Genomic DNA, 14,107 nt, shown 5'->3' with positions numbered 1-14,107 from the left:
CGACCCAACCCACTCCAGCATGAAAACACGAACCGTCCTCGCACTTGCGTTCCTCGTCGCTGCATCCACGGCCTGCGCCAGCGATCCGCGCGTACTGGATCAGCATCCGTTCGAAGAAGCATCGGCGACGCCGCCGGGCAAGATGCTCATCGTCGTCGATAGCAAAGCGCTGGCCGACCCGCGCGTGCGCGACGAAATCGAGGCGTACACGACGGGAATGGCCGCGGCCGTGCAAGACGCGCTCGCGCCGATTCCCGCGCAGTTCCTCGATATCACCGCGACCGCGACGAGCCGTCCGGCCGGCGGCAAGCTGCTGGAATTGCGCCCGAGCCATCTCATCCGCCTCGTGCCGGCAGGAGCCGGCTCGGTGAACGGACTGCCCGTCAGCTACACTTGGACGCTCGAACTGGCCGACGTGTCGATCACCCGATTCCCGGCCGCCTACGGAAGACCCTCCGGCACCAGCGTCAAGACCATCCCGACCTACGAAATCCGCGCCGAAGGCGACGCGTGCTTTTCCACCGTGCGGCACGCGAAGGAATGCGGCGCGGCAATGGGCAAGGTGCTCGGCGAAACGCTGCGCGCGGCGCCGGGCCTGCATCTGCAACCCAACTCCTGACGATGGCAGTAGAAGCACTGACAATCGACGTGAACGGCCGCGCGCTGCTGCTTTCGGCGGAACGCGCGGCATTCGATCCGCTGGAAAAAGCGCTTTTCATCGCCGATGCCCACTTCGGCAAGGACGCCGTGTTTCGCGCGCGCGGCATTCCGGTGCCGGCGGGCGCGACCGGCGAAAACCTCGCGCGCCTCGATGCGCTGATCGCGACGCATCGGCCCGAGTCGGTCGTCTTTCTCGGCGACTTGCTGCACGCGCGCGAATCCCACGCCGACGAAACCCTCGCCGCACTCGATGCCTGGCGCGGCAGGCACGCCGCGCTCCGGCTCGTGCTCGTCGAAGGCAATCACGACCGGCACGCGGGCGAGTTGCCGGCGCGCTTTGGCGTCGAGCTGGTGAAGGAGCCGTATCGGCTGGGGCCGTGGGCGCTTTGCCATCATCCGCAACTGGTGGACGACGCCTACGCGCTCGCCGGACACGAGCATCCGGTGTATCGGCTCGCGACGCGCATCGAGAGCGTGCGGCTGCCGTGCTTTCGCCTCGGCGCGCGCGCGGGCGTGCTGCCGGCGTTCGGCGCGTTCACGGGCGGCTTCGAAGTCAACGACGACGTGCGCCGCGCGCGCGAAGCGGTGTACGTGGTCGCGGGCGAACGCGTGTTCGGCGTGCGCGTTTGAGCGGTCGAACTTCGCTCAGTGATACGTCTTCGTCGATGCCTGCAGCTTCGAGAGCGCGCCGCGTTCGAGCTTGTACCAGCCGAGCGATGTCTGCATCACGACTTCATCGCCTTGCCAGAACACGCGCTGCACCGTCATGCGCTTGCCGGAGCGCTGCACGAGCGGCGGATTGCGGCGGAAGTCGTAGAGCACCGGGCCGACATCGGTCTGCATCAGCGAGCGCGTGAGCGCGCCGTTGGCGTCGGCTTCGTCGAAATGGGCGAGGCGGCGCGCGTCGAAACGGTCGAACGCCTGTGTGCCGAGCATCGCGGCAAAGCCGGATTCGTCGCGCAGGAAGTACACCGTGCCCGCTTTCGTGGCGATGGGGCCGGATGCGTCGCTCTGCGCGTGGGCGTTGTGCAGGCAACTGGCGAAAAGCACGGCGCACGCGATTCCCGCGCGCAGACGGTTGGTGATTGAAGACATGTCTGTTCAGTAATTGCTGTGTTTTTCCAACACCCGCGCCGCGCAATGATCCGCGCGCGCGGGCGCTCTATGCGAAACGCCCGCCGCATGGCGCGTTCCGGCGCGATGAAATTCGTGCGCGGCGGGCGTCGATGAAAAAAAAGTCCGCTCATCATCCGGCATTGTCCGGACCGGCGGATGTCAGGGTTTCCACCAGCATCAAAATTGACCTTTCGGTAGAATTCGAGCCTTCGTTGCGTCCGAATTCGCCGACGCGCCACTCTGCCCGCCGCCCGCCATGCCCTTGCCTCTCCTAGCTCTTGCGATTGCCGCGTTCGGCATCGGCACGACCGAATTCGTCATCATGGGCCTTCTGCCCAACGTCGCGCGCGATCTCGCCGTGTCGATTCCCGCCGCCGGCATGCTCGTGTCCGGCTACGCGCTGGGCGTGACCGTCGGCGCGCCGATTCTCGCCGTCGTCACCGCGAAAATGCCGCGCAAGAAAGCGCTGATGGGGCTGATCGGCGTGTTCATCGTCGGCAATACGCTGTGCGCGCTCGCGCCGAATTACTGGGTGCTGATGGGCGCGCGCATCGTCACGGCGTTCTGTCACGGCGCGTTTTTCGGGATCGGCTCGGTGGTCGCCGCCGATCTCGTCGCGCCGAACCGCCGCGCGCAAGCCATCGCGCTGATGTTCACCGGTCTCACGCTCGCGAACGTGCTCGGCGTGCCGCTCGGCACCGCGCTCGGTCAGGCTGCCGGATGGCGCGCGACCTTCTGGGTCGTCACGCTGATCGGCATTGCGGCGGCGGGCGCGCTCGCCGTGTGCCTGCCGAAGCACATCGAGATGCGCGAAACCAGCATCCTGCGCGAATTCGACGTGCTCAAGAATCCGCAAGTGCTGATGGTGCTGGGCATTAGCGTGCTGGCGTCGGCGAGTCTCTTTTCGGTGTTCACGTATATCACGCCGATCCTCGAGGACGTCACGGGCTTTTCGCCGCACGCGGTCACGTATGTGCTGCTCTTGTTCGGTCTCGGGCTGACGGTCGGCAGCACGCTCGGCGGCAAGCTCGCGGACTGGAAGCTGTTGCGCTCGCTGCTGTCGTTCCTGGCGTCGATCGTCGTGATTCTCACGATCTTCGCCGCGACGATGCACGAGCCCGTTGCCGCGATGGTCACCATTTTCCTGTGGGGCGTGCTCGCGTTCGCGATCGTGCCGCCGCTGCAGATCCTGATCGTGAACCGCGCGAGCGATGCCCCGAACCTCGCCTCGACGCTCAATCAGGGCGCGTTCAACCTCGGCAACGCGACGGGCGCGTGGCTCGGCGGCTGCGCGATCAGCGCCGGTGCGCCGCTGACGTCGCTGCCGTGGGTCGGCGTGTCGATGGCGTGCGGCGCGCTCGCGCTCACGCTGCTCTCGGCGACGCTCGACAAGCGCGCGCGGCGGCTTGCCATCGGGCAGGCGGCCTGATTTCCGCGCCGGATGGCATCGTTCGGGAATGAAGGCCGTTCTCTCGCGTGATTTTCTGGCGCTGATCCTGAGCGTCGCGGTCGTCGGCCTGGGGTTGGGCGCGACGCTGCCGCTTACCGCGCTTGCACTCACGCAGGCGGGCCGCGGCACCGACATCGTCGGCCTGATGACGGCGATGCAGGCCGGCGGCGGCCTCGTCATCGCGCCGTTCGCGAGCCGGATCGCGGCGCGCGCCGGGGCACGCGAGACGATTATCGGCACGGTGATCGTCGCGGCGCTCGCGACCATCGCGATGCAGTTTTCCATCGATCTGTGGCTGTGGGCCGTGCTGCGCTTCCTGTGCGGCGCGGCGCTGATGCTGCTGTTCACCATCGGCGAAGCGTGGGTCACGCAGCTCGCCGACGATTCGACGCGCGGCCGCGTCGTCGCCATCTACGCGACCAACTTCACGCTGTTCCAGATGGCGGGGCCGGTGCTCGTGAGCGTGATCGGCGGCTGGCAATCGACGCGCTTCGCCGTCTGCGGCGCGATCTTTCTGCTGGCGCTGCCCGCGCTCGCGACGATCCGCGTGTCGCCGCATGCGCTCGAATCCTCGGGCGATGGCGATGGCGATGGCGCGCACGGCGACTGGCGGCGCGTGCTGCCGCGCATGCCGGCGCTCGTGGTCGGCACGGGATTCTTCGCGCTTTTCGACACGCTCGCGCTTTCGCTGATGCCGCTCTTCGCGATGTCGCATGGCGTGAGCGCGGAAGTCGGCGTGCTGTTCGCATCGGCGATCCTGCTCGGCGACACGACGATGCAGTTTCCCATCGGCTGGCTCGCGGATCGCGTCGGGCGCGCGAAGGTGCATGCGGGCGCGGGCGTGGTGGTGGTCGCGCTGCTGCCGATGCTGCCGTGGGCGGTCGCGTATCCGTGGCTATGCTGGCCGCTGCTCTTCGTGATCGGCGCGGCGGCGGGCAGCATCTATACGCTGTCGATCGTCGCGTGCGGCGAGCGCTTTCGCGGCGCGATGCTGGTGTCGGCGACGGCGATCGTCGGCGCGTCGTGGAGCGCGGCGAGCTTCGGCGGGCCGATCGTCGCGGGAACGCTGATGCGGCGAGTCGGCGCCGATGCGTTGATCGGCGTGCTGGTGGTAGCGGCCGCGTTGTTTCTCGTGGCCGTCTGGTGCGAGCGGCGCGTCGGCGGGGGAATCGGGCAATCAGATGCCGCCGGCGACTGAACGCTGACGCCGCGCCTCACCCCCGCGCCGGCAATATCCGCCCGACGCACTCCCCAAACCCCACGCGATACCCCTCCCCCTGGCACCATCCGCGCAGCGTGATCTCATCGCCGTCCTGAAGAAACGCGCGCTCGCCGCCCTCTTCCAGCTTGATCGGACGCTGCCCGTTCCACGTGCTCTCCAGCAGACTGCCGCACGAATCCGGCGTCGGTCCGCTGATCGTGCCCGAGCCCATCAGATCGCCGACGCGCGTATTGCAGCCGCTCACCGTGTGATGCGCGAGCTGCTGCGCCATCGACCAGTACATCAGGCTGAAGTTGGTGCGCGAAATCGTCGTCGGTTTCGATGCGCCTTCCGCGCGCAAATCCACTTGCAGCGCGATATCGAACGCATGATCGCCCGCATGACGCAAATACGGCAACGGCTGCGGTTCCTGCGCGGGCGTCGCGGTGCGGAACGGTTCGAGCGCATCGAGCGTGACGATCCACGGCGAAATCGTCGTCGCGAAACCCTTCGAATTGAACGGCCCGAGCGGCACGTATTCCCATTGCTGGATGTCGCGCGCGCTCCAGTCGTTCAGCAGCACCATGCCGAAGATATGCGCCTCGGCTTCCTCGCACGCAATCGGCTCGCCGAGCGCATTGCCGCGCCCGATGATGAAGCCCGTCTCCAACTCGATATCCAGCTTGCGGCACGCGCCGAAAACCGGCCGATCCTCGTTCGGCAGTTTGATCTGGCCGTTCGGGCGACGCACCGGCGTGCCGCTCACCACCACCGACGACGCCCGTCCGTTGTAGCCGACCGGCAGCTCCGACCAGTTCGGCAGGAGTGCGTTCTTCGGATCGCGGAACATGGAGCCGACGTTCGTCGCATGTTCCTTCGACGAGTAGAAGTCCGTGTAGCCCGGAATCTCGACGGGCAAGTGCATCGTCGCGTCCTTGCGCGGGACGAGCGCGCGGCGGCGCAGCGCGGCATCGTCGCGTAACGTCGGCGTGTCCTTCGCGAGCAGTCCGGAAAGCGCGATGCGCACCGCGCGCCACGCGTCGCGTCCGAGCGCGATGAAGTCGTTCAGGCGCGGCGCGGCGAAGGTGCCGTGCGCATCGATGAGGCCGGCGTCTTCCAGCACGGCCAGATCGGCGATCCAGTCGCCGATCGCCACGCCCGCACGCGGACGTTCATTCACGGCATCGCTGAACACGCCGAACGGCAGGTTCTGAATCGGAAAGTCGCTCGCCGGATCGTTCGCGGAATCGATCCAGCTCTTGAGCGTGGGGGCGAGCGTCGCCTTCAGCGCGTCGTTCATCGTTGCTCCGGATTGAAGTGTTTCGTGAGGCCTTGCCAGCACTCGTAATAGTTGGCCTGCAGTTGCGCGGTTTCGAGCGCGAACTGCGTCGGCTTGATGAGCGTGCGCGTTTCGAACATGAATGCGAGCGTGTCGCCGACTTTCGCGGGCTTCGAGGTATCGCTCTTCGATGCCTTCTCGAACGTCTCCGCGTCCGGCCCATGACCCGACATGCAGTTGTGCAGGCTCGCGCCGCCGGGCAGGAAGCCTTCGGCTTTCGCGTCGTACACGCCGTGCACGAGGCCCATGAACTCGCTCGCCACGTTCCGGTGAAACCACGGCGGGCGGAACGTGTCCTCGGCGGCGAGCCAGCGCGGCGGGAAGATCACGAAGTCGATCGAATCGACGCCCGGCGTATCGCTCGGGGATTGCAGCACGAGAAAGATCGACGGATCCGGATGGTCGTAGCTGATCGAACCGATGGTGTTGAAGTGGCGCAGATCGTACTTGTACGGCGCGTAGTTGCCGTGCCACGCGACGACGTCGAGCGGCGAATGGCCGATATCCGCGCGCCACAACGCGCCGTTCAGCTTCGTCACGAGTTCGAACCGGCCTTCGCGGTCCTCGTAAGCGGCGTGCGGCGTGAGGAAATCGCGCGGATTCGCCAGGCCGTTCGAACCGATCGGCCCGAGATCCGGCAGTTGCAGCAGCGCGCCGAAGTTCTCGCACACATAGCCGCGCGCTTCGCCATCCGGCAGCGCCACGGAAAAGCGCACGCCGCGCGGAATGACCGCGATCTCGAACGGCGCGACATCGAGCTTGCCCATCTCGGTCGCGATCGACAGGCGTCCTTGCTGCGGCACGATCAGCAGTTCGCCGTCGGAATCGTAGAAGAAGCGGTCCTGCATCGAACGGTTCGCGGCGTACAGATGAATCGCGCAGCCCGACATCGATTCCGCCGCGCCGTTGCCGGCCATCGTCACCCAGCCGTCGATGAAATCGGCCGGCGCGGCGGGCATCGGCAGCGGATCCCAGCGTAGCTGATTCGGCGGCGTCGGCGGCGTATCGGCGAAATTCGCGACGAGCTTCGCGCGCAGCGTGTCGCCGGTCATGCGCGTGAACGGCTTGTGCACCGCCGCCGGCCGGATGCGATACAGCCACGACCGCCGGTTGTGCGCGCGCGGCGCGGTGAACGCGGTGCCGGAAAGCTGCTCGGCGTACAGGCCATAGGCCGCGCGCTGCGGCGAATTGCGCCCGAGCGGGAGCGCGCCCGGCAGCGCTTCGGTGGCGAAATCGTTGGCGAAGCCGGATTGATACTGACGGCTCGCGTCGGTGTGCGTTTCGAAATGGGACATCGCTTCGGTCCTCGACAAGGCGTGATTCACGAATGTTAAACCGATTACGTTTAGTGAAAATAGATCGTAAACCCTGATTCGACGCCGCGCGCCGCGCACATCAATATGTCGATTTGGTGGAAGGCGTCCGGCTGCGCGCTGATACCATCGACATCACAACTCCAACGATCCCCGCTTACACCCGTCATTCCATGATCGCCCCGTCCTTGCCAGAACTCGTCGCCCGGGCTGCGGAACATCCGTTCCTCGGCGCGCATATCGTCCTGGGCGAAGGCGAGCGCGCGCAGCAGGCTATCGCGCATTACCGCGATCTGACCGTGGCGAGCGCGTATGAACCGATCTTCGATGTCGGCACGCACAGCTTTCCGCAAACGCTCTCCGCATCGCCGGAAAGCGCCGAGCGTTTCGGCGACGAACTGGGCTTGCAGGCGCTGACGCTGATCGAAGGCGACATTCCGCGCGATCCCTTCGCGCATCTCGACGACGACCGCGAACTGGTCGCGCTCGACCGGTTATCGCGCGCGCTGCATGCGTTCAATTTCTTCGGGCGGCAGCGCGCGGGCCTGCTCTTTCTGCGCGTGCACGAGCGGCTGCTGAAAAGCGTGAAGTACGATCACGGGCTGCACTTTTCGTCGGTGCTGCTGGAGTTCGGGATCAATCCGTCGCGCGTGGTGATCGAACTGCCGGCGGCGGCCGTCGCGCACAAGACGTTTCTCGGCTATCTGACGAAGAGCTATCAGCACTACGGCTTCAAGGTGGCGGGGAATCTGCCCAACGCGGGGCAGATCATGGCGGTGTCGGAAATGGCGCGGCTCGATTTCATCAAGATGGATGCAGCCGCCGCGCTGCGCGATTCCGTGGTGAAGCATCTCGTCGGCTACGCGCATCGGCTGAAGATTCCGCTGATCTTCTGCAATGTGTCGGACGAAGCGCAGTTCAACGCGCTGCAACAGTTCGACGTGCACTTCGTCCAGGGCCCGGTGTTCGATGCCCACGCGGGCGCTGCCCGCTGATTCCTACTTCGCGCGCGGCCGACCGGCATCCGGCGTGGCGCGTTCGACCTTCATGTTGTGCCTGAGCACGAACGCGACGCCTTCCAGCACGTCGTCCATTCGCGTCTGCGCTGCGTCCTCGTTTGCGTGTTCCTTTGCGGTCTATCTTGTCATGGCGAAACCGCATGCACCTTCCGCCGATCCGCGCCGCGCTCGCTATCCGGGTATTTCCCGATCGGCCCGTGCGCATCGAATGGTGCGCTGCAGCGCGCGTCGTAAGCCGCCGCCCGCCAAGCCCAGCGCGGCGCATCGCCTCCGAATCGCACCGCATCGCAACGATCAGGCGCCTTGCGCGTACCTTGACTTTCGCGATAGCGAATACGATCATTCGACCACCAACAGAGCAAATGTTCACTTAGCCGTCCGCGCAGAACGGACGCCACAGCCATCAAGGGAAGAGACGATATGAGCACCCAAGCTAACGTTGAGAAGGCGAGCGCCAACGTGATCCTGCACATCGGCGCGGGATCGTTTCATCGCGCGCATCAGGCGTGGTATCTGCACCGGCTGATCGAATCCGGCGATGCGTCGTGGTCGCTGGCCGTCGGCAATATTCGCGGCGACATGAACGCCGTGCTCGACGCGCTCGCGGCGCAAGACGGCGCTTACACGCTCGAAACCGTCACGCCGCAGGGCGAGCGCGAATACGAAACGGTGCGGTCCATCAAAAAGGTCGTGCCGTGGTCCGCCGATCTGGGCGAACTGATCGCGACGGGCGCGGACCCGCAGACGAAGATCGTCTCCTTCACCGTCACGGAAGGCGGCTATTACCTCGACGAGCACGACAAGCTCGACACGTCCAACGCCGATCTCGCCGCCGACCTCAAGGGCGCGAAGACCACGATCTACGGCGCGCTCGCGGCCATTCTCGATGCGCGCATGAAGAACGGCGCGGGCAAGGTCTCGCTGCAAAACTGCGACAACCTGCGCAGCAACGGCGACCGCTTCAAGGCGGGCATGCTCGAATTCCTGCAACTGCGCGGCGAAACGGCGCTGCGCGACTGGATGATCGCGAGCACGTCGTGCCCGAACGCGATGGTCGATCGCATCACGCCGCGCCCGACGCCCGATGTCGCGGAGCGCGTGAAGGCCGCGACCGGCTTCGACGACCAGGCCCCGGTGATGGGCGAAAAGTTCATCCAGTGGGTGATCGAGGACAACTTCATCGCGGGGCGGCCGGCGTGGGAGAAAGTCGGCGCGGAGATGGTCGAATCGGTGCATCCGTACGAGGAAGCGAAGATTCGCATTCTGAACGCGAGCCACAGCTGCATCGCGTGGGCGGGGACGCTCGTCGGCCTGCAATACATTCACGAAGGCACGCAGGACATGGAAATCCGCGCGCTGGCGGAAGCCTATGTCACCGAGGACGTGATTCCGTGCCTCACGCCGAGCCCGATCGATCTCGCGAAATATCGCGACGTGGTGCTCGACCGCTTCAGCAATCCGTATATCAAGGATACGAACCAGCGCGTCGCGGCGGACGGCTTCTCGAAGCTGCCGGGTTTCATCGCGCCGACGCTGTCGGAATGCTTCGCGCGCAACGTCGATCCGGACGCGACCGCCGTTCTGCCCGCGCTCTTCTTCCGCTTTCTCGAACGCTGGCACGAGAACAAGCTGCCGTATGCGTATCAGGACGGTGTGATGGAACCGGCCGTCGCGCATGGCTATTTCACATCGGACGATCCGGTCAAGGCGTTCGTCGCCGACAAGCTGCTGTGGGGCAGCATGGCGCAGACCGAGCACCTCGAACGCGTGATGCGCACGGCGATCGCGCGTGTGGATGCGTGGCTCGCGAATCGTCCGTAGCCAGAACGTCGTTGCGCGCCGCTCCGGTGTTGTGCCCATGGCGCGGCGCCGCGCACGGCGTTACATTTCCTGTTTCCGCCGGACGAGTCCCGGCCATGACCCAAGGCACCCTTCATGTACTTAGGCATCGACCTCGGCACCTCCGAAGTTAAAGTGCTGCTGCTCGCGAGCGACGGCAGCGTCGTCGGCACGGCGGGCACGCCGTTCACCGTCTCGCGCCCGAAGCCGCGCTGGTCCGAGCAGAATCCGCTCGACTGGTGGGAAGGCACGCGCGCCGCGCTCTTCAAGCTGCGCGAGCAATATCCGTCGGAGTTCGCGCAGGTGCGCGGCATCGGCCTGTCGGGGCAGATGCACGGCGCGGTGCTGCTCGATTCGACGGATCGCGTGCTGCGTCCCGCGATCCTGTGGAACGACATGCGCAGCGACAAGGAGTGCGCCGAGTTATACGAACGTGCGCCTCATTTGCACGAGATCGCTGGCAATCTGGCGATGCCCGGCTTCACCGCGCCCAAGCTGCTCTGGGTGCGGCACAACGAGCCGGCCATCTTCGCGCAGACGGCGTGCGTGCTGTTGCCGAAGGATTATTTGCGGATGCATCTGACGGGCACGAAGGTGTCGGATCCATCGGATGCGGCGGGCACGCTCTGGCTCGACGTCGCGCGGCGCGACTGGTCGGACGAGCTGCTCGAAGCGTGCGGGATGTCGCGTCAGCAGATGCCGGCGCTGGCCGAAGGCAGCGAGCCTTCGGGCACGCTGTTGCCGTCGGTTGCGCGCGAGTTGGGTTTGGGCGATGACGTGATCGTCGCGGCGGGCGGCGGCGACAATGCCGCGAGTGCGGTGGGCATCGGCGCCACGGAGCCGGGCGACGGCTTTCTGTCGCTCGGGACATCGGGCGTGCTGTGCGTGGTCGGCGATCGTTTCCGGCCGAATCCGGCGTCGGCGGTGCATGCGTTCTGCCATGCGATTCCGGACAGATGGCATCAGATGAGCGTGGTGTTGTCGGCGGCGAGTTGCCTGCGCTGGGTGTGCAAGCTGACGTCGACCGACGAGCCGACGCTGCTCGCTGAAATCGAGGCGCTGCCGCGCGAGGCTTTATCGACGGCGCCGTTGTTCTTGCCGTATCTGAGCGGCGAGCGCACGCCGCACAACGATCCTTACGCGCAGGGGGTCTTCTTCGGCATGACGCATGCGACCGATCGTGCGTTGCTCGGTTATTCGGTGCTCGAAGGCGTGACGCTCGCGCTCACGGACGGCTTCGATGCGCTGCAGTCGGCGGGAACGCAGACGCGGGCTTTGTCGATGCTGGGCGGCGGCGCTCGCAGCGCGTACTGGGGGCAGATGTTCGCCGATGCTTTCGATACGCCGACGCGGACGCACGGCGGTGGGGAGACCGGAGCGGCGCTCGGGGCTGCACGGTTGGGATGGCTTGCCGCTGGGGGCGATCCTGCGGTCGTGCTTGCTAAGCCTGCTATCAAGCAGGAGTTCTCGCCGGATAGCGAGAGGCATCGGGTGTTGCGCCAACGGCTCAAAGGATTCCGCGAGTTGTATCAGCACGTACGGCCGTTGTTCGATGTTTCGCGGCCAAGGCTGGTTTGATATCGTTTGCACGATGGACTTGGGGTTGGGCTTGCGGTTTTGAGTTTTTCGCGTCGGTCTATTAGGCTGCCCCTCCCCGGGGCGGGGGTCACTTTCTTTGCTGCTGCAAAGAAAGTAACCAAAGAAAGCAGCTTTCTCGGCCCGAAGCACTGACTATCGGGCCACTCCGTAGACCCACGCTGGCACTCAGCTTGACACAACCTTGAATCACCTTCCGCGCCCGCCGAGCGCCACCCCATGCGAGCCCCCGGGCTCGACAAAACCGTCTGAGCACAAGGCGCAACACTAAAAAACGGAACCTGCTGCGGAACACCACCGTCACCGGCCGATTTAACGATACACGGTGTGCGAACATGCTCAGGACCGCGTACATTGTTGGGGAGTCATGGCTGCGTGGTGCGTGGTGCCCCGATGGTTTTGTCGAGCCCGGGGGCTCGCATGGGGTGGCGCTCAGTGGGCGCGGAAGGTGTTCAAGGTTGATTCAAGCTGAGTGCCAATCTTGTTCTACGGAGTGATCACACAGTCAGTGCATCGGGCCAGAAAAGCTGCTTTCTTTGGTTACTTTCTTTGCAGCAGCAAAGAAAGTGACCCCCGCCCCGGGGAGGGGCGTGCTAATAGACCGACACGAACATAAAGCACCCCCAAACCGCGCAGCAAAAAAAAAACCCGTCCGCTCCGAAGGAAACAAGCGCAAAAAAAATCGACGAAAAAAAGTGCCGAAATCAAACGAAAAGCTCGACTTGGCAACCCGCGCAGCGTGGCTGTACTACGTCGCCGGCAATACGCAAAACGAGATCGCCGAGAAGCTGCAAATCTCGCGTCCCGTCGCGCAACGGCTGGTGGCCTTCGCCGTGGAAAAGAACCTGATCCGCGTGCGAGTCGACCATCGCATCGCCGATTGCCTGTCGCTCGCCCAACAACTCTGCGACCGCTACGGCCTCGCACTGTGCGAAGTCGTGCCCATCGACGGCGACACCACCGAGCAAGTCGACCGCAAGCTCGCCGTCGCAGGCGCCCAAGTCATGGAACGCTATCTCGCCAGCGACAAACCCATCGTCGTCTCTATCGGCAGCGGACGCACGCTCAAGGCCGTCGTCGCGCAAATCGGACAGATCGACCGGCCACAGCATCGCTTCGTGTCCATGGTCGGCGCCATCGCGCAGGACGGATCGTCCAATCGCTACGACGTCGCCCAGCAACTCTCGGAAAAAACCGGCGGCAAGCACTTCATGCTGCCCGCGCCGCTCATGGCCGACAGCGAAGCCGAACGCGCGCAATGGGTCAATCACCGGCTCTACCGCATCGTCGATGAACTCGCGCAGAAAGCCGATGTCGCGTTCGTCGGCATCGGCAACGTGGGCATCAACTGCCCGCTGCACGAAGACGGCTTCATCACACGCAGCGAAGTCGAAGAAATGATGCACGGCGGCGCCGTCGCCGAATGGCTCGGACTGCCGATCGACGCGCAAGGCAAACGCGTCGTGTCGAAAACCGGCGCGCGCGTCACGAGCCTCAAGCTCGATTCGCCGCCGAAGCGGCCGACCATCGGCTTCGCAGGCGGCCAACGCAAGCGCGACGCATTGATCGCCGCGCTGAAAGGTCAATGGCTGTCCGGTCTCGTCACCGACGAACTGTGCGCGCGCGCCGCGCTCGAAGCCTGACGCGCCCGACGCGGCCGGCGTTCAGAACGCGATTTCCGCTTCGACCGCCTGCCCCACTTCCAGCGCGATGCCCTCGCCGTTCACGACCACCGCGTTCTTGCCGAACGTCAGCGCGCCGTCATGCTGCTCGCTCGCGCGATACGTGCTCATCGTGTCGAGCGGCTCGTGCGGCCACGCGGGATTCGGCGCGCCGGTGCGCTGATCGATCGTCGGCACCGGGCAGCGCGTGCAGAGCTTGACGAGCCTGAGCGCGACATCGCCGCTCGTCGCGCGAATCCGCATGTCGCCGACATAATCCTCCTCGAACGCATCCAGCCCGCCGATCACCAGATTCGGACGAAACCGGTCCGCCGCGATCGCCGGCGCGCCCTTTTGCGCGAGCCGCGCGTTCAGATCGTCGAGCGATGCCTGGCCGACCACCAGCAGCGGGAAACCATCGGCGAAGCGCGTGTGCGTGCGCAGCGGCGCGGTCCATTTCTCGTCGACATCGCGGCGCATTTCCGGCGCGAACCGCGCGAGCTTCGCCGGCACGCCCAGAAAGTCGCTGAACCATTGCGATGCCTCGCGGCCCGTGTAGAGCGCATCCACGGTGTCGCGCCATACCGTCGCGCGCATGCGTTCCGCGCCCGTCAACGCGCGCGCGTCGAGCGGCGTGCGCAGCGCCGGCATGCCGGGCGCGCGGATCGCGAGATCGCCGCCGTCGAACGCGGTCTCGATCAACGCCATGCGCGGATGCGTGCGCTGCGTGATCATGCCGCCCGTGGCGTCGGTGACCATCCAGTTGCGATCGTATTCGAGGCCGGTTTCGAGCAGCATCGCGCGCTGCAGGGCGATGCCCGCGCAAGACTTGATCGGATAGACGAAGAGTTCGTGGATGACGTGCATGGGCGTGTCGATGGATTGGCGGGCCGGACGAACCGCGATTATCGCG

Annotated in this window: 12 protein-coding genes; 8 read left to right on the top strand and 4 right to left on the bottom strand. The window is 65.6% G+C overall.

Translation table 11 applies throughout. The annotated features are described in order from the left end of the window. The first annotated feature begins 19 nt into the window (after positions 1-19). Together NCR39_RS02440 and pdeM are read left to right on the top strand one after the other, a co-directional pair. Positions 20-619 (top strand): hypothetical protein, encoded by a 600-nt coding sequence (locus tag NCR39_RS02440; RefSeq protein ID WP_250450511.1) that lies wholly within the window; start codon positions 20-22, stop codon positions 617-619. 2 nt (positions 620-621) lie between these two features. Beyond that, the gene (gene pdeM / locus NCR39_RS02435) at positions 622-1,290 is read left to right on the top strand and encodes a ligase-associated DNA damage response endonuclease PdeM (RefSeq protein ID WP_250450510.1); all 669 of its coding nucleotides are present in this window, start codon (positions 622-624) and stop codon (positions 1,288-1,290) included. Between the two features lie 15 nt (positions 1,291-1,305). On the opposite strand, the gene NCR39_RS02430 is transcribed toward pdeM, so the two are convergent. Then, positions 1,306-1,755, bottom strand: a complete 450-nt coding sequence (locus NCR39_RS02430; RefSeq protein WP_250450509.1) for a hypothetical protein — start codon at positions 1,753-1,755, stop codon at positions 1,306-1,308. Between the two features lie 277 nt (positions 1,756-2,032). Here NCR39_RS02430 and NCR39_RS02425 point away from each other — a divergent pair, with 277 nt between their 5' ends. Together NCR39_RS02425 and NCR39_RS02420 are read left to right on the top strand one after the other, a co-directional pair. Further along, a complete protein-coding gene (locus tag NCR39_RS02425; RefSeq protein ID WP_250450507.1) occupies positions 2,033-3,205 on the top strand; it encodes an MFS transporter in 1,173 nt (390 codons plus the stop codon). A 28-nt stretch (positions 3,206-3,233) separates the two neighbouring features. Further along, positions 3,234-4,424, top strand: coding sequence for an MFS transporter (locus NCR39_RS02420; protein ID WP_250450505.1), 1,191 nt, complete (start codon positions 3,234-3,236; stop codon positions 4,422-4,424). Positions 4,425-4,440: 16 nt separating this feature from the next. On the opposite strand, the gene fahA is transcribed toward NCR39_RS02420, so the two are convergent. Further along, positions 4,441-5,727, bottom strand: coding sequence for a fumarylacetoacetase (fahA, locus tag NCR39_RS02415; protein ID WP_250450503.1), 1,287 nt, complete (start codon positions 5,725-5,727; stop codon positions 4,441-4,443). Beyond that, a complete protein-coding gene (hmgA, locus tag NCR39_RS02410) occupies positions 5,724-7,061 on the bottom strand; it encodes a homogentisate 1,2-dioxygenase (protein ID WP_250450501.1) in 1,338 nt (445 codons plus the stop codon). Before hmgA ends, fahA begins: the two co-directional genes overlap by 4 nt. 191 nt (positions 7,062-7,252) lie before the next feature. Here hmgA and NCR39_RS02405 point away from each other — a divergent pair, with 191 nt between their 5' ends. The 4 genes from NCR39_RS02405 to NCR39_RS02390 all read left to right on the top strand — a co-directional run bounded on the left by NCR39_RS02405 (position 7,253) and on the right by NCR39_RS02390 (position 13,176). Beyond that, positions 7,253-8,074 (top strand): EAL domain-containing protein, encoded by an 822-nt coding sequence (locus NCR39_RS02405; RefSeq protein ID WP_250450499.1) that lies wholly within the window; start codon positions 7,253-7,255, stop codon positions 8,072-8,074. Between the two features lie 444 nt (positions 8,075-8,518). Continuing rightward, complete coding sequence (gene dalD, locus NCR39_RS02400; protein WP_250450498.1) at positions 8,519-9,919, top strand: D-arabinitol 4-dehydrogenase; 1,401 nt, start codon at positions 8,519-8,521, stop codon at positions 9,917-9,919. Between the two features lie 114 nt (positions 9,920-10,033). Further along, positions 10,034-11,515, top strand: coding sequence for a xylulokinase (gene xylB / locus NCR39_RS02395; RefSeq protein WP_250450496.1), 1,482 nt, complete (start codon positions 10,034-10,036; stop codon positions 11,513-11,515). A gap of 713 nt (positions 11,516-12,228) precedes the next feature. Beyond that, entirely contained in the window at positions 12,229-13,176 is a 948-nt protein-coding gene (locus tag NCR39_RS02390; protein ID WP_250450495.1) for a sugar-binding transcriptional regulator, read from the top strand. Positions 13,177-13,197: 21 nt separating this feature from the next. On the opposite strand, the gene NCR39_RS02385 is transcribed toward NCR39_RS02390, so the two are convergent. Then, the gene (locus tag NCR39_RS02385) at positions 13,198-14,061 is read right to left on the bottom strand and encodes an MOSC domain-containing protein (protein ID WP_250450494.1); all 864 of its coding nucleotides are present in this window, start codon (positions 14,059-14,061) and stop codon (positions 13,198-13,200) included. Positions 14,062-14,107 lie beyond the last annotated feature (46 nt).

Origin of the sequence: Caballeronia sp. ATUFL_M2_KS44 (assembly GCF_023630965.1) — a bacterium.
Lineage (GTDB): Bacteria > Pseudomonadota > Gammaproteobacteria > Burkholderiales > Burkholderiaceae > Caballeronia > Caballeronia concitans.
This window is presented reverse-complemented; position numbering and strand designations above follow the sequence as displayed.